Annotated in this window: 18 protein-coding genes and 1 other annotated feature; of the genes, 3 read left to right on the forward strand and 15 right to left on the reverse strand. The window is 45.6% G+C overall.

The features are described 5' to 3' along the window. Nucleotides 1-68: 68 nt before the first annotated feature. Complete coding sequence (locus Q9R36_RS04800; RefSeq protein WP_022543608.1) at nt 69-1,706, reverse strand: peptide ABC transporter substrate-binding protein; 1,638 nt, start codon at nt 1,704-1,706, stop codon at nt 69-71. 604 nt (nt 1,707-2,310) lie between these two features. Further along, nucleotides 2,311-2,553, forward strand: a binding site (T-box leader). Nucleotides 2,554-2,651: 98 nt separating this feature from the next. Here Q9R36_RS04800 and trpS point away from each other — a divergent pair. Next, nucleotides 2,652-3,641 carry a tryptophan--tRNA ligase gene (trpS, locus tag Q9R36_RS04805; protein ID WP_311224602.1) on the forward strand — a complete coding sequence of 330 codons (990 nt, stop codon included), beginning with the start codon at nt 2,652-2,654 and terminating at the stop codon, nt 3,639-3,641. Between the two features lie 299 nt (nt 3,642-3,940). On the opposite strand, the gene Q9R36_RS04810 is transcribed toward trpS, so the two are convergent. From Q9R36_RS04810 to Q9R36_RS04855, 10 genes are all read right to left on the reverse strand, one after another. Further along, entirely contained in the window at nt 3,941-4,687 is a 747-nt protein-coding gene (locus Q9R36_RS04810) for a YjbA family protein (protein ID WP_009794093.1), read from the reverse strand. Nucleotides 4,688-4,769: 82 nt separating this feature from the next. After that, complete coding sequence (locus Q9R36_RS04815; protein ID WP_311224603.1) at nt 4,770-4,982, reverse strand: YuzI family membrane protein; 213 nt, start codon at nt 4,980-4,982, stop codon at nt 4,770-4,772. Nucleotides 4,983-5,178: 196 nt separating this feature from the next. Continuing rightward, nucleotides 5,179-6,099 (reverse strand): oligopeptide ABC transporter permease, encoded by a 921-nt coding sequence (gene opp4C, locus Q9R36_RS04820; protein ID WP_009794091.1) that lies wholly within the window; start codon nt 6,097-6,099, stop codon nt 5,179-5,181. A 13-nt stretch (nt 6,100-6,112) separates the two neighbouring features. Further along, entirely contained in the window at nt 6,113-7,078 is a 966-nt protein-coding gene (gene opp4B, locus Q9R36_RS04825; RefSeq protein WP_022543607.1) for an oligopeptide ABC transporter permease, read from the reverse strand. A gap of 33 nt (nt 7,079-7,111) precedes the next feature. Then, entirely contained in the window at nt 7,112-8,845 is a 1,734-nt protein-coding gene (gene opp4A / locus Q9R36_RS04830) for an oligopeptide ABC transporter substrate-binding protein (RefSeq protein WP_094768242.1), read from the reverse strand. 49 nt (nt 8,846-8,894) lie between these two features. Continuing rightward, nucleotides 8,895-9,908, reverse strand: coding sequence for an ABC transporter ATP-binding protein (locus Q9R36_RS04835; protein ID WP_009794088.1), 1,014 nt, complete (start codon nt 9,906-9,908; stop codon nt 8,895-8,897). Further along, entirely contained in the window at nt 9,908-10,933 is a 1,026-nt protein-coding gene (locus Q9R36_RS04840; protein ID WP_009794087.1) for an ABC transporter ATP-binding protein, read from the reverse strand. The genes Q9R36_RS04835 and Q9R36_RS04840 overlap by 1 nt, the downstream gene beginning before the upstream one ends. A 165-nt stretch (nt 10,934-11,098) precedes the next feature. After that, nucleotides 11,099-11,875 (reverse strand): DUF2268 domain-containing putative Zn-dependent protease, encoded by a 777-nt coding sequence (locus Q9R36_RS04845; RefSeq protein WP_311224637.1) that lies wholly within the window; start codon nt 11,873-11,875, stop codon nt 11,099-11,101. A 146-nt stretch (nt 11,876-12,021) separates the two neighbouring features. Beyond that, on the reverse strand, nt 12,022-13,263 hold the full coding sequence (gene fabF / locus Q9R36_RS04850) for a beta-ketoacyl-ACP synthase II (RefSeq protein WP_009794085.1): 1,242 nt from the start codon (nt 13,261-13,263) through the stop codon (nt 12,022-12,024). An 81-nt stretch (nt 13,264-13,344) separates the two neighbouring features. Further along, nucleotides 13,345-14,283, reverse strand: a complete 939-nt coding sequence (locus Q9R36_RS04855; RefSeq protein ID WP_009794084.1) for a beta-ketoacyl-ACP synthase III — start codon at nt 14,281-14,283, stop codon at nt 13,345-13,347. Between the two features lie 226 nt (nt 14,284-14,509). On the opposite strand from Q9R36_RS04855, the gene Q9R36_RS04860 reads away from it, so the two are divergent. Continuing rightward, on the forward strand, nt 14,510-14,860 hold the full coding sequence (locus Q9R36_RS04860; protein WP_009794083.1) for a hypothetical protein: 351 nt from the start codon (nt 14,510-14,512) through the stop codon (nt 14,858-14,860). 77 nt (nt 14,861-14,937) lie between these two features. Here the strand turns inward: Q9R36_RS04860 and Q9R36_RS04865 are convergent, their stop codons facing one another. The 4 genes from Q9R36_RS04865 to Q9R36_RS04880 form a co-directional block, all read right to left on the reverse strand. Further along, nucleotides 14,938-15,129: a ComZ family protein gene (locus Q9R36_RS04865; protein ID WP_009794082.1), complete on the reverse strand. Its 192-nt coding sequence runs from the start codon at nt 15,127-15,129 to the stop codon at nt 14,938-14,940. 21 nt (nt 15,130-15,150) lie between these two features. Continuing rightward, complete coding sequence (locus Q9R36_RS04870) at nt 15,151-16,113, reverse strand: BMP family ABC transporter substrate-binding protein (RefSeq protein WP_009794081.1); 963 nt, start codon at nt 16,111-16,113, stop codon at nt 15,151-15,153. Between the two features lie 217 nt (nt 16,114-16,330). Then, entirely contained in the window at nt 16,331-17,137 is an 807-nt protein-coding gene (locus Q9R36_RS04875; RefSeq protein ID WP_009794079.1) for a Rossmann-fold NAD(P)-binding domain-containing protein, read from the reverse strand. Between the two features lie 209 nt (nt 17,138-17,346). Further along, nucleotides 17,347-18,084: a lipase family protein gene (locus Q9R36_RS04880; protein ID WP_022543605.1), complete on the reverse strand. Its 738-nt coding sequence runs from the start codon at nt 18,082-18,084 to the stop codon at nt 17,347-17,349. Nucleotides 18,085-18,276: 192 nt separating this feature from the next. On the opposite strand from Q9R36_RS04880, the gene Q9R36_RS04885 reads away from it, so the two are divergent. Next, the gene (locus Q9R36_RS04885; protein ID WP_022543604.1) at nt 18,277-18,468 is read left to right on the forward strand and encodes a YjzD family protein; all 192 of its coding nucleotides are present in this window, start codon (nt 18,277-18,279) and stop codon (nt 18,466-18,468) included. The last annotated feature ends 30 nt before the right edge of the window (nt 18,469-18,498 follow it).

Genomic DNA, 18,498 nt, shown 5'->3' on the forward strand with positions numbered 1-18,498 from the left:
AAACGAAGGTATATGGGGGAAAAACCCCATATACCTCTCGTTTAGACAGCTATTAGTATTAGCTATTCTTATTCAAAGTACGCCCATTTGTATTGAACGTCGCCAAGTCCGGAAACAGCTACGCCTTTAAGGCTTTCATCCTGAACCCAGTTGTTTGTGTAGAAATAGATAGGAGCTACAGGCATATCTTCCATGAAGATTGCTTCAGCATCTTTAAGCAGCTGCTGACGTGCTTCTGCATCAGCTTCTGTTGCAGATTGCGCTAACAGATCCTGGAATTCTTTGCTTTCCCATCCAGTATCGTTGTTACCTCCATCAGCATCACGGTAAAGCTCAAGGAAGTTGATTGCATCGTTGAAGTCTCCAAGCCAGCCCATACGAGCTACCTGGTAGTCAAGAGCGTGAACCTTATCAAGGTATACAGCCCACTCAGAGTTATCAAGTGTTACTTCTACGCCAAGGTTCTGCTTCCACATATCCTGGATTGCCTGAGCAATCTTCTGGTGTGCTTCAGAAGTATTATAAGAAAGAGTTACTGCAGGAAGCTCAGAAGCATCCTTGTAGCCAAGCTCTTCCAGACCTTTTTGCAAGAATTCTTTAGCTTTTTCTACATCATTGTCAGCAAAATAGCCTTCTTCATTTTCAGCGAACATTGACGGCGGAACGATAGCCATCGCTGGAAGCTGTTCACCCTGAAGGATGTTGTCGATAAGCTCCTGACGGTTGATTGCATATGTGAATGCCTTACGGATATTCACATTGTTGAAAGGTTCTGCAGTTGTGTTGAATTTGTAGTTGTAAACACCAGCGATAGGCTGTGTTACAAGGCGGTCTTCGTCTTTAAGGGCCTGCATAGCATCAGTCGGAAGTGCTCCAGTCGGTGCTCCTGCCCAGTCAAGCTCGCCGTTGTCAAGCATTGACAGTTCAGTGTTTGGATCATTTACCATGATCATTTCGATCGAGTTAAGCTTTACAGTATCTTTATCCCAGTAAGTATCGTTCTTTTCAAGAACAATCTTGTCACTGTGTGACCATTCAGTCATCTTGAATGGACCATTTGAAGTATAATCGTCGCCTGCATCGTTTGCCCAGTCAGGGTTTGCTTGTGCAACCTTGCTGTTGATCGGCAGGTACGTATAGAATGCAGTCAATTCATCAAAGAATGGAGTAGGATTTGCCAAAGTTACTTTAAGCGTTTTTTCATCTACAACTTCGATTCCTACGTCATCAAGTGAACCGCCGCCAGTGTTGGCAGCTTCAGCACCTGCGATGTAGTAAAGCTGGTAAGCATACTCAGACTGGTTGGCAGGATCGATAGCCCACTTCCATGCATATGCAAAGTCTTCTGCCGTTACAGGATCGCCATTAGTCCATTGAGCATCCCTTAATGTGTAAGTATAAACTTTCTGATCTTCAGAAACTTCAATTTTCTCAGCTGCTGCCGGTTCAGGCTTTCCATCTGGATTGATGCGTGTCAGACCTTCGAAAGTCTGGCGAAGAACAGTACCGGAAGTTGCATCCTTTGCAAGGCCCGGGTGAAGTGAAGGCGGTTCAGAGTTAATGTTAACCGCTAAGTCCTGAGGTACGTCTTTCCCTCCGTCTCCATCGCTTCCGCTGCCGGCATCATCGCCGCCGCCGCTGCACGCTGCAAGGAACATGCTTAGAACAAGCAACATACTAAAAAAGATCGATAATCTTTTGTTCACGGTGTTACCCCCCTATATAATTTCCACAAATGCCTTTTGCAGGAATCTGTCCACGCTTCCATAAACAACTGTCCGCCTTGGATATATTGCTCAAATAGTCAGTAAATTAACTGTAAAAATAAACTGATTATCCGCGCAGCAAAAAAAGTAAGCTTATAACTCAAAAGACAAAGATTATCCTCTATTCTGACAATTCGAGAGAAAAATCAAAAGGATAAGCCAAAATTCTGTAAGCTATAAACTTACTACTAATCTCTTTATCCATAGGTTTTCAGAACTATATGCAAGAATGTTACAGATTCGTAAAGAATCATTTGTTACGTTTATTATATGTATTTTAAAACTTGTTTGCAAGGGGCTTTTATTTTTCAATGGAGGGTATAGTGAGAAAATTGTCGAAAAAATACTTTTAAATCAAGAGTTTGCTAGTTTTAATTTTTTTGAAATTTTTCTTAATTCCCCTTTTGCCGAAGGTTATTTGGACCTTGATTTTTCCCATATTTTTCTTGTTTTCCTATACGAATTCCAGGTGTGTTATTTCGAATTACCTTGATTTTTTCTGCAGTTTTGGTATATTTTAATGTATAAAACCAATACTGTTGATGATAAAGCAATGACAAAGAGTAGTACATTTGCTCAGGGATTAAAGAGAGTTTGTGGCTGGTGGAAACAAACATCCCGGCAAATCGAATGGACTTTAGAGCTCCGGCTGCGAAAGGCTGCTTCCTGCTGCCTATTAGCTTCCGGCGTATCCCGCGTTATGGGAAGCCCGGCCTGCAGGCAAGCCGGGGTTAAGAGGCCTCAGCCGAGGCACTTAGGGTGGCACCGCGGACCATTCGTCCCTATTTTTCAGGGGGACGAATGGTCTTTTTACGTCTTTTGCGGAATTTCCGCCACTTTTTCGGCTCACTTTTTGTCTGCTGATACATCCAAGGAGGAATATATATGAAAACCATTTTTTCCGGCATCCAGCCCAGCGGCACTCTTACACTGGGGAATTATATAGGTGCCATGAAGCAATTCGTGGAATTGCAAAACGAATATAACTGCTATTTCTGCATTGTCGATCAGCATGCCATCACTGTCCAGCAGGACCGGATGGAGCTCCGCAAAAATATCAGGAGCCTTGCAGCCCTCTATCTTGCTGTCGGGATCGACCCTGAGAAAGCAACACTTTTCATCCAGTCTGAAGTCCCTGCCCATGCACAGGCCGGATGGATGATGCAATGCGTTTCCTATATCGGGGAGCTTGAGAGGATGACCCAGTTTAAAGATAAGTCCCACGGAAAAGAAGCAGTATCTTCCGGCCTGCTGACCTATCCGCCGCTCATGGCTGCCGACATTCTTCTATATAAGACAGACCTGGTTCCTGTAGGGGAAGATCAGAAGCAGCATTTGGAGCTTACAAGGGATTTGGCAGAAAGATTCAACAAGAAATATAATGACATCTTTACAATCCCGGAAGTGCGGATCGCAAAAGTAGGAGCAAGAGTTATGTCCCTCCAGGATCCGGCTAAAAAGATGAGTAAATCTGATTCTAACAAAAAGTCTTTCATCTCTTTGCTTGATGATCAAAAGCAGATTGAGAAAAAAATTAAAAGCGCAGTTACGGACTCTGAAGGAATTGTAAAGTTTGATAAAGAAAATAAGCCTGGAGTTTCCAATCTCTTATCTATCTACTCCATCCTTTCCGGCAGGACTATAGACGAGATCGAGGCGCAATACGAAGGAAAAGGCTACGGAGACTTCAAAGGCGATCTTGCAAAAGTGGTTGTCGATACAATCGTGCCAATCCAGGAAAAATACACTCAGCTCATGGAATCAAGCGAGCTGGATGAAATCCTGGATAGAGGAGCCGAAAAGGCTCAATTCACTGCCAATAAAATGCTGGCCAAAATGGAAAACGCCATGGGCCTCGGCAGAAAACGCCGATAATGAAAAAAAGGAGCTGTGATCAGCTCCTTTTTTCATTAAACCAAAGAGGGCATGGTTTTGTAATCCCTCTCCCCATAAATCAGGTCTTTAAATGGGGCTGTTGATTTCCGTTCCAGGCACTTCGCTTTCCGCGGGGCGGAGTTGAGCCTCCTCACCGCAAGCGGTTGCGGGGTCTCAACTCTTCCGCTATTTCCCGCAGGAGTCTACGTGCCTTGCACTCCAATCAACAGGGTTTTCAAACTTTATTTGGTCTTTAGGAAAAAGATACTCCTTTTTCCTTCAGTATAGAATTATGCATATTAATTCACTTTCGAGCCATGCTCCATTTCCCACAGTTTCTCAAAAAATGGCTGCCCTTTAATGATATTTTCGCAAAAAGCTTCATGTTTTCCTGACCATCCCAGCTTCGTTTCCTCATACAGTGACTTCCAGGCCTGTTCGAATTCCAGCTGCTGGATTATAGTATATTTCTCTGGATTCCACTCTGTATACCAATAGCGGATTTCAGCTGTATTCCCAGATGAATGAAGCTGATCAAGAGCCATAAAGAGCAGCTGCTTCAGCTGCCTTTCTTTTCTGGTAAGGCCGTTCATCATTTCCGGGGCTGGCGAAAGGATGTGAAAATCCTTTAAACAGGATTGGTCGTTAAATGCATATTGGATGGTTTCCTGATTATCAAGCATTTCGTAAGCAAGCTGCTCCTGCCTTGGAATCAGCCGGCTTTTGCGGATGGGTATATTATAGCTGATCGTATCGACTGCCAATATGCCTGAACCGTCGGAGACGACAAAACAGTAATCAAGCTGTGTCCGTTCGTGGTTTTTTCGCAAATATGCTTTTTGGTAGATGTCGTTCAGCAGCTGTTGCGGCAGTTCTGATAAGTCGTTTTCTATGTAGTTGAAAAGGAGCGGCTCTACCTTTAACAATGGGACCTGATCAAGCAATTCCACACTGTCATCTTTTCTCCATTCATGAAAGTGGCATACATTATATCCGTTTTCTTCTCCTTCAAACCAGTTCACCCATACATCATGAAGATACAACATCTTATAACCCCTCACTTCAAGTAACTATTTGTCACTCAGTATGAACAGGAAATAGTTAATTTATTCCTCCACGTGCAACAGTTTACTCCTCAGTTCCCTGCGGAAAGTATACGGCCACTGTAATAATGACAATCCCCGCCGGGAGCAGGCCGCACTCAGGCCTTTTAAGAATGTATGAAAAATAGTCACTCAATTCATGCCCGGCAATTAAGAGATTTAAATAAGCCACCGTGCTGATCCCGCCTGCTACAGCCAGTCCAAAACCAGTAATAAAAATAAACAGCCTGAAGATCATTGGGCTGGATCCCTTCTGGCTTGTCCCATATATACTCCTGCTCTCTTTTTTTTTACATATATATGATAGAAAGCGTTAAATCATACGGCAAAAAGAAAAAAGACCCCTAAAAGGATCTTTAATTGCGGATTTCATTAAAAAAGGGTGAGCACCTGAAGTGTCTCGCCCTTTATGGTTCCGGCTGATGCCAGCCGCATTATCTATTTGACTTAGGGTTAAATGCGTCCTTCAGACCCTCGCCAACGAAGTTGATTGATAGTATTGTCAGTGTCAGAACCGTTGCAGGCGGTATCCATATCCACCACTTGCTGGTCAATACATCCGGACTTCTTGCATCCTGAAGCATATTGCCCCAGCTCGGAATGTTCATCGGTACACCGAAGCCGAGGAAGCTTAAGCCAGTTTCCGCCACGATCATGGCAGCAAGTGTCAATGTAGCCTGTACAATAATGGTAGACATTACATTCGGCAATAGATGCTTGAAAATCGTTGTAACTGACGAACAGCCGATAGAGATGGAACTCATGATATACTCGTTTTCTTTCTCTACCATTACCTTGCTTCGCACCAGACGGGCTATTCCGGTCCAGCTCAGCACACTAATGACGAAGATGAGTGTAGCTGTACTTGATTCTATGAAAATAGACTTTAGCACGATGACGAAAAGCAGGAACGGAAAGTTCATCATAAAGTCGGTGAAGCGCATAAGCACATTGTCAACCCAGCCTCCGAAGAATCCGGCTGTGGCTCCTACGATCGTTCCAATCACCACTACCGAAATGGTGATGGAGAAAGCAAGAGTCAATGACGTTTTTCCGCCATGGAGGGTCCTGGCAAATACATCTCTCCCAGACTTATCTGTGCCAAAATAGTGTTCTGCTGAAGGCTCTTTGCTGATTTCAGTCAAATTCAGCTTAGCCGTTTCCTCAATCGGCATGGACAGCGGCTCGGCAAATATTGATACTAAGACAATGAGCACAAGATAGCAGAGACTGATCATGGCAAGTTTATTCTTTAAAAATTTCCTGCGGGCGAGAGCCCATGGCGACTGGCTCTTGGGAGGCTTTACAGGCTCCTCAATAGCCGTTGTACTTTGCTGCGAAATTGTTGGTTCCATAACTCTCACCTACCTAACTTAAACGTATGCGCGGATCTACTATTCCATATAGTATATCTGCCACTAAATTTCCAATAAGCGTCAGGATGGTCAGCATCATGGTGATGGCCATCATAACGGAATAATCACGTGAGTTTACTGATTCTACAAACAGGTATCCGATTCCCGGATATGTAAAAATGGTTTCGGTAATAATAGCTCCCCCGAAAAGACCTGCAATGTCAAAGCCCAGCAGTGTAATAATCGGAATGACCGAATTTCTGAGGATATGCTTATTATAAATCGCGGATTCTTTCGTACCCTTTGCTCTGGCTGTACGAACATAATCTTTGCGAGAGCTTTCGATCATATCATTGCGCAGGAACTGGGTATATCCAGCCGTAGCCATGGTGCCCAATACAAGCGCAGGAAGAATTGTATGCTTGATTTTACTCAAATAATATTCAAAAGATCCTGGTTCAACACCTGAACCGATACTTCCAGTCGCCGGGACCCATCCCAGCTGGAAAGAGAAAACGTAAATCGCCACTAGGGCTGCAACAAAGCTTGGAATGGCCAAGGCCAAATAGTTTATTCCTGATATTAGATAATCTCCTGGACTGTAGGCAAATCTGCCTGAGAACCTGCCCATCATAAAAGCTAGAATATACGTAATCATGAGTGAAGTAAAACCTAAGAAAACTGTGTTCGGCAGCCTGTCGCCGATCAATTCCATTACATCGCGCTTATGGATGAATGAATCCCCAAAATCCCCTTGAACCACTCCGCCTATCCAGCGGAAATACTGTGTATGGATTGGGTCATTCAAGCCCATCTTTTCACGCATTTCCTCGATATATTCCGGATCGGAATTTAGCGGGTCGATTTTTCCAGAGAGGGCGTCCCCTGGCATAAGCTTTGCCAGGGTAAACACCACAATGGAGATAAGGAAAATTATTGGGATCATACCTATAAGTCTTCGGATTGTGTATTGCAGCATACTCCATTCCCCTTATCTAAACCTTATTTCTTATTACTCAACAATGTGCCAGTTGTAGAACTCATCTGTGCCGCCTGGAGTTACTTTGACTCCGCCAACACGTTTGTTGATTGCCCATGCATCTTCCCTTTGGTCGAAGAAGATTACAGGAAGCTCTTCGTTAACAAGTTTCTGCCACTCGTTGTATACTTCTTTACGGTATTCGATAACATCCTGGTTTTTATCTTCAGGGAATTGAACACCCTTCTTGATAAGCGCATCGGATTCTTCATTCAACCAGCGCCACATATTCCACTTGTCAGTTGACAGCCAGATGCCGGATGGATCTGGATCATATGAAAGTCCCCATGCACCATGGAAAGTTTCAACAGATGGATCATCTGCTTCGATAGTGTCATAGAACAGGTTGAAGTCTTTCAGGGAACCGCCGTTAAGCTGAGCCTTGACTCCAACTTCACCCCAAGATTGAAGAATGAACTGAGCACGCGCTTCAGAAGTTTCAGCACTTGCCATCGCATCGAAGTTGATAGAGAAAGGCTTTCCGTCTGGATCTTCACGGAATCCGTCGCCGTCCACATCTTTATAGCCGGCTTCATCCAACAGGCTCTTTGCCTTTTCTGGATCATAGTCATAAGTGTTGATTTCTGAATCGTCGATCTTAGCCCATGAAACGGACGGGAATGGAACGTTAAGCGGTTTACCTAAACCGTTTGTGAACGCATCGATATAAGCTTGGCGGTCCAGTGCATAAACCAATGCCTGGCGCACGCGCTTGTCAGAGAATTTAGGGTTATCCATTACAACTTTTCCTGATTTTGCATCATAGCGTCCCTGGTCGATACCGATATAGCTGTAAGACATAGCATCGATTGTTACAGGGTTGATATTGCCAAGTTCTTTAATTTGTCCCCACTGGTCAGAAGGAGCCTGGATAACATCCACTTCGCCGTTTTCGATCAGGCCGGCAGCAAGGGATGGATCAATGATTTTGTAGACAACGCCGTCAAGCTTGGCAGGGCCTCTCCAATAATCATCATTACGCTCATATTCAATCATTTCGCCAGGAACGATGTTCGTTACTTTAAACGGCCCGACACCAATCGGGTTTTTACGGACTTGGTCAGAGTCAGGAAGTTCTTTAGAAGAAATATCTCCATAATAATGCTTTGGTTCTGGAATAGACCAGATGTTGTCAATCAGGTTGACAGAAGGTTCTGTAACTGTAACTTCTACTGTCAGGTCATCAATAACCTTGATACCTTCAATCGTGTCAGCTTTTCCATCTTTGTATTCCTGTGCACCCTTAATCATCGCCACGTTTGCGAAACGTGCTCCCTCATATGTAGGATCTGCGATCAGGTACCAGGCATATTCCATATCTTCAGCAGTCAATGGTTCGCCGTCATGCCATTTTACGCCGTCTTTCAACTTGAAAGTTACAACAGTGTTGTCTTCATTGAAAGTCCATTCAGCAAGGTTAGGGATCGGCTGCAGCTCATCATTGTAAGCAACCATTCCTTCGTGCATGAACTGAAGGGCATTTGCATCGTCTTCCCCTTCATAATAGGCATAAGATAAAACACCTTTAAACGCCTGAGTATAACCAAATGTTACTTTTCCGCCTTCAACTTCAGTTGTTTTAGCATCTGTGTCATCGTCTTTTTTATCAGTGTCATCGCCTGAAGTCTTTTCATTCCCAGAGCAGGCAGCAAGGAACATGGACATTACCAGCAAGACTGAAAATAGCCAAAATGCTGATTTCTTCATCGTTTTCCCCCCATAATTATCGTTTCTTTTTTTTCAAAATGGCCAAGCTTTAGTTATATAAGTGACATGCAACCCTATGTCCAGGCTTCACCTCCTTTAATTGAGGCTTGATCTTCGAGCACTCCGGCATTGCGTGTGCACAGCGCGGATGGAATGTGCAGCCGGAAGGCGGGTCGATCGGGCTTGGGACATCGCCTTCAAGGATGATCCGGTCTTTCTTTTTGCGCGGATCAGCCTCAGGGATAGCCGAGATCAGAGCCTGTGTATACGGGTGCAGCGGCTCTGCATATAAACTGGACTTATCTGCTACTTCAACAAGGCCGCCGAGGTACATGACGCCAATCCGGTCGCTCATATGCTTCACGACGCTAAGGTCGTGGGCAATGAAGAGGAAAGTAAGGTCAAACTCTTCCTGAAGCTCTTTCAAAAGGTTCAGCACCTGGGACTGGACTGATACATCCAGGGCGGAGACCGGTTCATCTGCGATGATGAGCTTAGGCTTCAGTGCCAGGGCCCGCGCGATTCCGATCCGCTGCCTCTGGCCGCCGGAGAATTCGTGCGGATATTTATAATAGGCATCTTCCGGAAGGCCTACCCTTGCAAGAAGTTCCATGACCTCAGGCTTCAGGTCCTTTTCTGAACGTTTTGTATAGTTGCGGATCGGCTCGGATATAAGATGGCCTACCATCATCATCGGGTTCAGGGAAGCATATGGATCCTGGAAGACCATCTGGAAATCCTTGCGAATCTTCCTGAGAGTTGTTCCGCGGAGATTTGTAATATCCTGGCCGTCGAAAATGATTTCCCCTTCAGTAGGCTCCAGAAGCCTCAGGATTGTCCTTCCTGTAGTGGACTTCCCGCAGCCGGACTCGCCGACAAGGCCGAGAGTCTCGCCTTTTTTGATTTCAAAAGATACATCGTCTACTGCTTTAACGGCAGCTACTGTCCTTCTCAGGATTCCGCCCTTGATAGGATAGTAGGTTTTCAGATTCTTGACTTCAAGCAGCGTTTCATTGGCGCTTTTGTCTTTTTTCAGTGCCGGGGATGTTGTTGCTGTCGTCATTATAATGTCACTCCTTCTTTCGGCCTGCTAGTTTCATAGAGCAGGCATGCTACCTCATGCCCATCTTCATTTTCAGCCAGCAGCGGGGTGACGGCAGTACATTCCGGCATTGCCTTTGGGCACCTGGCTGCAAACTTGCATCCCGTTTTAGGCATGTTTTTCAGTGATGGGACAATCCCCTTTATGGTGCTTAGCGATTCGACTTCTTCATCCATTTTCGGGATGGCGCCCATCAGCAGCTCTGTATATGGATGCTTCGGGTTATGGAAGAGTGTGTCGACATCTGTGCGCTCTACAATTCTTCCTGCGTACATGACAAAGACGTCATCGCACATTTCTGCCACTACCCCGAGATCATGCGTGATCAGGATGATGGACATATCATTTACTTCCTGTATTTCTTTCAGGAGCTCAAGGATCTGGGCTTGTACGGTTACATCCAGGGCAGTGGTCGGCTCATCTGCAATAAGAAGCTTCGGCTGGCAGGCAATCGCCATGGCGATCATAACCCTCTGCCTCATTCCTCCGGACAGCTGGTGAGGATACTCATCAACTATTTTTTCCGGACGGGAGATGCCAACGCTCTTCAGGAGTGCGATGCTTTTTTGCCTGGCTTCTTTTTTTGATAATTTCATATGGTTGAAGAGCACTTCCTGCAGCTGGAACCCTATTGAAAACACCGGGTTGAGCGAGGTCATCGGCTCTTGGAAGATCATTGCGATATCCTTGCCCCGTATTTTATTGATCTGGCGTTCACCCATGTCTTCGAGGTGAACCCCATCGAAGACGACCTCTCCTGATTTGATTTTGCCGATCCCCTTCGGAAGCAGCTTCATGACGGAAAGGCTCATGACCGATTTACCGCAGCCGGATTCCCCTACGATGCCTACTACCTGACGCGGCTTGACTTTGAAAGACACATTATCGACTGCATTGTAGTATTTTCCATCGATAGAAAAAGCAGTCTCTAAATTATTCACCTCTAGCAAAGGTGCATCTGAATTGGAGTGTGATTTAAAGCTCATGGGACACCTCTTACCTTTTTGAATTGTCTGTTAATTCATTGTATTTGATTAAAATACTATTACAGATTTATTACAATTGCAAGATTTTTTTAAAATTTATTAACTTTCATTATTTCAGAAAAAACAGAAAGCCCTTAGTTTAGGGCTTTAAAGCGCTTTAATATACTAAAAAATTATAATTTGGTCTCCTAAAGTTTCGGGTTTTAAATTAAAAGAAACTTTTGTAGAAAAGTTATTCTTTTCGAAATATTGTTTCACAATCCAGTATCCTGCAGCATATCCGAGCAGGTCCGGGTATCTGCCTTTTCCGAAAAGGATCTGATCATGAACATGATCCTTTTTGGTTTTTTTCAAGTTTTCTTTAATATATTTCTCCCACCAGTTTCCAAGCTCTTTTTCCGTATAGCGGGTGCACCATGCTGCCACATATTCTTTGCCGCAATTCGTTTCAACCGCATATTCCGCCATTCCTTCCAGCACCATGGAGTCCATAAGGGTGTAGTCCTGGAGTTTTTTCTTTTGCTCCCTGATCCGGCAGACGTGATGGTACTCATGGATAAAAAGGGATTCCAGCTCCTTATCATCCTGGGCATGTTCAAAGAAAAGAAACATCTTATCGGGAAATGAGACCCCTGATTTTACCGTTCCTGAACGCCTGGCCCTGCTCCCGCTCCTGTTCACCGGAAAGATATAGACAGGTATATCCGGCCCGTTCCACTTTTTCCGGTATTTCTTAAAAAGCCCGCCTGCTGATTTCCAAGTGCCTTGGCCGGCCAATTCTTCGTACACCCTGAAATTCACCCGGTCCGGCCTGTACATCCCAAACCGTGTTAGATAACCATAAATAAGCTCCGGCTCCTTTTCCCCGAATTCATCCAGAAGCCGGCTGCAAATTTTCTCGGGCTCCCAGAAATCCTGTTCAAGCCATTTATCTGTTTCCATGATCCCCAAACGCCCTGCGCCTCCCTGTAAGATAATCTTTATATTCTATTGGCTGACGGCAGGAATGTTTCCCTGAAGACTTACAGAAATGCAAAAAGGCAGCACAGGCCGGAACCGGCGTGTGCTGCCTTTTTTGTTTCTATGTTTTATTCTGTATACTGTTTGAAAACGATGGTGGCATTATGGCCGCCAAAGCCCAGCGAGTTGCTCATTGCAGCCCTGATATCTTTCTTTCTGGATTCGTTTGGCACATAATCCAGGTCGCATTCCGGGTCAGGCGTTTCATAATTGATGGTTGGAGGGAGAATAGCATCCTTCATAGCGAGAAGCGTGAAGATTGCCTCTACCCCGCCTGCTGCCCCAAGAAGGTGGCCTGTCATTGACTTGGTTGAGCTGACGGCCAGTTTGTAGGCATGGTCCCCGAAAACTTCCTTGATGGCAAGCGTTTCAAATTTGTCGTTATAATCTGTGCTTGTGCCATGTGCATTGATATAGTCAATATCCTGCGGGGAGAGACCGGCATCATCAATCGCCATTTTCATCGCCCGTGCTCCGCCCTCTCCGGCAGGAGCTGGAGCCGTAATATGATAGGCATCGCCAGTAGAGCCATAACCCACGATTTCTGCATAAATTTTGGCGCCCCTTGCCTTTGCATGCTCAAGCTCTTCCAGAACAACAATCCCAGCGCCCTCGCCGATGACAAAGCCATCTCTATTTTTATCAAAAGGGCGGCTCGCGGTTTTAGGATCCGGATTAGTCGACAATGCGGTATTGGCACAGAAGCCGGCAACAGACATACGTGTGATCGGAGCTTCAGCCCCCCCTGTTACCATGGCGTCCGCGTCACCCCTCTGGATGACCTTGAAGGCATCTCCAATGGAATTGGTCCCTGTCGCACAGGCTGTGACCGTACAGGAATTAAAGCCTTTCGCCCCGAGGGTGATGGATACCTGCCCTGTCGCCATATCCGGGATCATCATAGGGACAAAGAACGGGCTTACCCTTCTGTATCCTCTGTTTAGGAAGGTTTCAAACTGATTTTCGAATGTTTCCATACCGCCGATCCCCGAACCGATCCAGACGCCAATCCTTGGCGCATTCTCATCATTGATCGTTAAATCGGCATCCTTTACCGCCATCAGCGCAGAAGCTACTGCATAATGAGTAAAGCGGTCCATTTTCCTTGCTTCTCTTTTATCAATGAACTCATGGGGGTCAAACCCTTTGATTTCAGCTGCAACCTTTGCAGGATACTCATCGCTGTTGAGCCTTGTCAGAGGCCCTACACCTGAATTTCCCTCTATTATATTCTTCCATGCAGTTTCTGCATCATTACCGACTGGAGTTACTGCTCCGATTCCTGTCACGACAACTCTTCTATTTTCCATTATTTACACATCTCCTTCTTTGCCAAGGATACTTTTTCTTCATACACTTCCGGCCGGCCCGGCTTTCAGGCTGGCATTCTGTTATCTGCCCCAGCGCATAGCAATGGCGCCCCATGTAAGTCCGCCCCCGAAACCGACCATGACAAGGAGATCTCCGTCCTTGATTTTTCCGGCTTCCAGTTCATCGACTATCGAGATCGGAATGGAGGCTGCTGATGTATTTCCATACTTATGGACAGTTTTGGACATTTTCTCTTCCGGCAGCTCAAGGCGCTGGCGTGCAGCTTCCATGATTCTTATGTTCGCCTGGTGAGGGATAAGGAAATCCACATCTTCCTTGGACAGCCCCGCTTTTTCCAGGACATTCAGGCTGCTTTCCCCCATTTGCCTGACGGCGAATTTGAAAACTTCCCGGCCGTTCATGTAAATGTGGTCATTCTCATTCTGATACAAGTGCTTTCCGCCAGTGCCGTCCGCCCCAAGCTCAAAGGACAGGATTCCCTTATCATCCGATACCGGTCCTATCACTGCAGCGCCTGCCCCGTCGCCGAAAAGAACCGCTGTGTTCCGGTCTTCCCAGTTGGTTATCTTTGACAGCTTTTCCACGCCTATGACAAGGATATGTTTATACGCACCGGTTTCAATGAACTGCTTTGCAGTTATCATACCATACATAAAACCTGCACACGCAGCACTGATATCCATAGCAGCAGCCTTGACAGCGCCAAGCCTCTCCTGCAGCATACATGCAACAGTCGGGAACGGCTGGTCCGGAGTTACTGTTGCCACCAGAATCATATCAAGGCTTTCTGCAGAGACCCCTGAATTTTTAAGGGCGGCAACCGCAGCATTATAGGCTAAGTCGGAAGTATCCATATCGTCACCCGCTATCCGCCTCTGTTCTATCCCTGTCCTTGTTCTGATCCACTCATCGTTTGTATCAACCATTTTTTCCAAATCAAAATTTGTCAGTATCTTTTCCGGAACGAACTTTCCGATTCCAAGTATGCCTGCATTCATGGAAACCCACTCCTTCTCACAATTTAAAAGCCAGCCGGCGAATCAGCCGTATTTATACTCATATTATTATCAATTATTATGACTTGGTACTAATTTTAGCAAAAATAATAAAGAAGAAGCAACCTTTTTACTCGAAAATTTCTCTTACGCCACGGCTTCTGCCCTATCACAGGAAATCCCGCGGCATACGTTATTATAAAGATATTCAGGGGAAGGGGAATGCACGATGGACACGGACAGCAGGGAAGAAAAGCAGCATTCGGAGCTGGACGGATTCTCCAGGTTCATGTTCGGCCCGAGGCAAAGGGTACAGGATGATATGGCAAATGAGGCTTCAGAGAGCAAAGGCCCATCAGTGAGACCAATGGGGGATTGGATACTAGGCGGCCCGGAGCGCAAGCCGGCAAACGGACGGGAAGATGCGCGGGAGCCTGGCCAGATTGAAAAGATTCTCGATGGTGTAGACCTTGGACAGCTGATGGACAATATTGATACTCTGATGACTTCAGCCGGACAGCTGAAGCCGCTTTTTAAAAAGGTGACACCTCTATTCCAGCAGCTCCTGAAAAAAGGATAAGAAGAGTTTTCCATTAATTTGAATAAAAAACAAGCTGCCTGATTATGGGCAGCTTGTTTTATGTATTGATATCCGTTTTATTCCCCGCTTTGGGCATCCTGCCTGCCTAGCTCGTATGCCTCATTCATAACTTTTGTGAAAAGTGTCATAAATGGCTGGATCATCTCGAGCGACAGCTCAATACCTGCCTTTTCCAGCTCCTGCTGGGCTTCAGGCATATATTTCATGGCTATTTGCATAAACTCCATCGTTTTATCATTGGATTGCATAAGGACATTCCCTCCTTTTCCTCAACTTTGGCCAGGCAATTTGCCTGTCTCTTTATACCTTTCAATAGATGAGTTTAGCTCATCCCGATAATTTGGGTCAACATCCGGGCTGTATTTTCCAAGCGAAATCACACCATCATCAAAATCAAATGACAGATTCCCCGATTTAAGCTCCCCATTATTCATCCTTTCAGCCACCAGCTCATAAAGTGCATCTACATGCTGGATCGTACTCGTAAGGACGGTCGATTCCCCGAGGTCTGACTGGTCGGATATATAGCCGATCGCATACAGACCCAGTTCTTTTACTTTTTCGATCACAGGCACATTAAAGCCGTCGCCGGCAGGGTAAATCACATCAGAATGATTCCTGGCCATGACATCCAGAAGCTCCAGGGCCCTCTGTTCATTATCCCATTCTCCGACATAGCGTATCTCCACCTCTGTATCTTCATTCTGGTAGATGGCTCCCTCATAAAAACCCTCGACCTCAGGCTGCCATTCAAAGGCTGCCATCACTCCAACTTTATTGGTTTCTGACATTTCTGCCGCAAGCATCCCTGCAAAATAACCCATAGCATACCCTTCAAAATTCAAGCTGGTGGTGTTCTCATTATTGGCATCGCCATTAAAGCTGACAAAATGGATGTCAGGGTATTCATCCGAAATTTCATTGAAATATAAGGCGTACTCGTTTCCGTGGCCAAAAATAAGGTTTACCCCCTTCTGGGCGTACTCCCTTACAGCACGCTCAACAACGGGAAGAGAGTTCATTCCTTCTTTATAGAATACATCCACATCGAATTTGGACTGGATTTTCAGCATCCCTTTATAGCCTTTCGTGCCCCAGACCTGGTCATTGATCGTATCGGGCACCAGCAGCCCTGCTTTCTTCAGCTCTCCGCGGGGAGAAGCTTGTCCGCATGACGACAGCACCAGAAGGAGCAGCAGAATCGGGCTTATGAATTTCACAAAACGGAGCATGTATATCTGACCGCCTTTCCAAGTGCACTGATAAAGGCTCTCTAAATGGTGCCGCTGGCCATTAGAACAGGCCAGCAAAAAGGCAGTAGTGCAGCTTCAGTATTTAAGGACGGCACCGGCTGTTCCGGCACCGGATGAAAGAGTCATAAGACCCATAATTTCCTCGTCTTTTTTCATTTTACCCTTAATTCAGCGGAATGAAAATATTTTTCCTCCATTAGAAAACTTTGGGGCTGCCCGGCCCGCTTAGCCGGCTGGAAGAATCCGCGCTTCTTTTCACATATTCCTGCTGCTTATCCAGCACAATATGATAAGGTATTTGTTCTTTGATGATTTTCCTGTCTGCTTCAGGAGCAATTGCGGGACTGCAATCGGCGGGCTCCTTCATGCCAAGATGCTTGGCACATTTTCCCCAGCGGCCTTTTTCACCGCTCCATAACAAAAGAGACCCGGTTTCTTCTGTTGCGGCTGCTTCAATAATTCCTTCAGCGGCTTCCGCTGCATGTATTGCATCCCCTTTATGTTCAAGCATGGTGTTATCCTTATTTTCCAGCCCCTCGATTGCCCTCTGAAAAGCAAAAGCAGAAGGCTGCCATAGCCCGAACAGGGTAGGAAGATATATTTTCAGGGCTCCAGAATGGCAGTTCCCCTCGTTCCCGGCTTCATAATACTGGACGGGCATCAGGATAACAGGCTTGGAGCGTGTTTCTTCTATTGATGCCTCTAAATGTCCAAACATCCCTTCCCATAAGGAAAGCTCCGTTTCTTCCCTGAAATAAAAGTCATAAAGCGAAAGGAAGATGAGATGAGGTTCCTCAATGGAGCCATTTGCCTTCCAGTCTGCTTCGCTGAACACAGTAAAATTGGCATTGCGTCCAACCAGCAATTCTTTATCTGCTGTATACCTGTCATCCCCCCTGGAGCCTGGAACAATCCCTGTCACTTCAAGCCCGCGGTCCAGCAGCTTCATCGCCAAATGGAAACCCAAAAATTCGTATGCGCCTACAACAATTGCCCGATTCATTGCACTTCCTCCCTGATACACCTACTTTTAGTATCCTATGCCGGGGAACTGGAAATATTTCTCCTTGGCTTGTAATCTCAAAGGGGATTGGCGCTGCTGCCAGACTGAAACCGAAGTTAAAAAATTGCTTTCTCTTATCATGAAGGCTTTGTTAAACAAGGTACACTCACACAGCATCATGTAAAAAAAGCCTATTGGATAATAGGCTCCTATAAAATCTTCTCATATGATTTTAAAAATTTGGCCATCTGGCTGCCAAGCTGCTGCTTTTTATCTGGGAGCATATAGCAGATTGATATGGGCGCTTTCTCATCCTTCCACTTGACAGAAAGTTCATTCAGCAGGCTTGACTGTTTATATGCCCTGCCTCCTGACAGTACATGGATGATTTTCACCGGGATCGGCGTGCGGTCCATTATTTCCTCTGCCGGCATGCTACGTTCTGCCAGAGCCCGGGGCGAGTCAGACTCATGTGATATGGCAAGCTCCTTAAGAAGCTTTTTATAAAAGAATTTATGTTCCTTTTCCTGCTCCAGATGGTCCTTGAGTGAAAGGACAGGGTTCAGGAGGATGACAGAGCGGATCTTCCCTTCCATTTCCTTCATAAGCTTCAAGGCAGCCAGCGCTCCCATTCCTTCTGCGATAATGTGGATTTTTTCATTGATGATTTCTGTCCTCAGGACATGCTCATATAAATTCCTCGCCATTTCTACCGCTTTATCGCTGCCCCAATTCCTCCCGTATAGATTGGAATAGAACACTGTATATCCTGCTCTTCTCAGCAGGCGGAGAATCGCTGCCTTTCCTTCATTCTGCGTCCAGAAGCTGCTCTTTTCGTCAACGAAATGCCTCTCATCCCCAATGATCATGATACCGAAACCTTTTGGCCGCTCAGGATAGTGGATCATATTCCATTCGGTATCGAGTTTGAAGTTTCGGTGTTCCATTATAAAAACTCCTTTTACATATGTGATCATAATTAATGTATGAAAAGCATGGATAAATGCAAGGGAATATGCCTACCATCAGTGAAAAAGAGGAAACAGCCCCCGGCCCGCGGACAGTCATGGCTAAAAGGCGTTTATTATTTTTTCAGGTTGTGGTAATATGATATAAGATTACATAATGAGGTGAAAACAGTGAAATACTTTTGGACTCTTTTCTGGACTTTCCTGCTTGTAGAAATGCTGACATATGTAGTCAGTTCCATGATTGGCTCAACATTTGATTTTGTAACCGGTGCCATCCTCGCTGCAGGTGCCACTATCCTTATTCTTGTTCTGTCCGCCATTATCCCTGAGGAATCTGCAGGCAAACAAGGCTTGCATTAATCAGCCGCCAAAACCAGGTCATCCTGCATG

It is taken from the genome of Bacillus sp. AG4(2022), assembly GCF_031844465.1.
Lineage (GTDB): Bacteria > Bacillota > Bacilli > Bacillales > Cytobacillaceae > Bacillus_AB > Bacillus_AB infantis.

What these genes read in the sequence shown, in the direction of transcription:
- Q9R36_RS04845 (WP_311224637.1), bottom strand. Translation starts at nt 11,875, where the DNA reads ATGGAAACAGATAAATGGCTTGAACAGGATTTCTGGGAGCCCGAGAAA.
- opp4B (WP_022543607.1), bottom strand. Translation starts at nt 7,078, where the DNA reads ATGCTGCAATACACAATCCGAAGACTTATAGGTATGATCCCAATAATT.
- Q9R36_RS04855 (WP_009794084.1), bottom strand. Translation starts at nt 14,283, where the DNA reads ATGAATGCAGGCATACTTGGAATCGGAAAGTTCGTTCCGGAAAAGATA.
- Q9R36_RS04865 (WP_009794082.1), bottom strand. Translation starts at nt 15,129, where the DNA reads ATGCAATCCAATGATAAAACGATGGAGTTTATGCAAATAGCCATGAAA.
- Q9R36_RS04875 (WP_009794079.1), bottom strand. Translation starts at nt 17,137, where the DNA reads ATGAATCGGGCAATTGTTGTAGGCGCATACGAATTTTTGGGTTTCCAT.
- opp4A (WP_094768242.1), bottom strand. Translation starts at nt 8,845, where the DNA reads ATGAAGAAATCAGCATTTTGGCTATTTTCAGTCTTGCTGGTAATGTCC.
- trpS (WP_311224602.1), top strand. Translation starts at nt 2,652, where the DNA reads ATGAAAACCATTTTTTCCGGCATCCAGCCCAGCGGCACTCTTACACTG.
- Q9R36_RS04870 (WP_009794081.1), bottom strand. Translation starts at nt 16,113, where the DNA reads ATGCTCCGTTTTGTGAAATTCATAAGCCCGATTCTGCTGCTCCTTCTG.
- Q9R36_RS04880 (WP_022543605.1), bottom strand. Translation starts at nt 18,084, where the DNA reads ATGGAACACCGAAACTTCAAACTCGATACCGAATGGAATATGATCCAC.
- Q9R36_RS04810 (WP_009794093.1), bottom strand. Translation starts at nt 4,687, where the DNA reads ATGTTGTATCTTCATGATGTATGGGTGAACTGGTTTGAAGGAGAAGAA.
- fabF (WP_009794085.1), bottom strand. Translation starts at nt 13,263, where the DNA reads ATGGAAAATAGAAGAGTTGTCGTGACAGGAATCGGAGCAGTAACTCCA.
- Q9R36_RS04815 (WP_311224603.1), bottom strand. Translation starts at nt 4,982, where the DNA reads ATGATCTTCAGGCTGTTTATTTTTATTACTGGTTTTGGACTGGCTGTA.
- Q9R36_RS04840 (WP_009794087.1), bottom strand. Translation starts at nt 10,933, where the DNA reads ATGAGCTTTAAATCACACTCCAATTCAGATGCACCTTTGCTAGAGGTG.
- opp4C (WP_009794091.1), bottom strand. Translation starts at nt 6,099, where the DNA reads ATGGAACCAACAATTTCGCAGCAAAGTACAACGGCTATTGAGGAGCCT.
- Q9R36_RS04860 (WP_009794083.1), top strand. Translation starts at nt 14,510, where the DNA reads ATGGACACGGACAGCAGGGAAGAAAAGCAGCATTCGGAGCTGGACGGA.
- Q9R36_RS04835 (WP_009794088.1), bottom strand. Translation starts at nt 9,908, where the DNA reads ATGACGACAGCAACAACATCCCCGGCACTGAAAAAAGACAAAAGCGCC.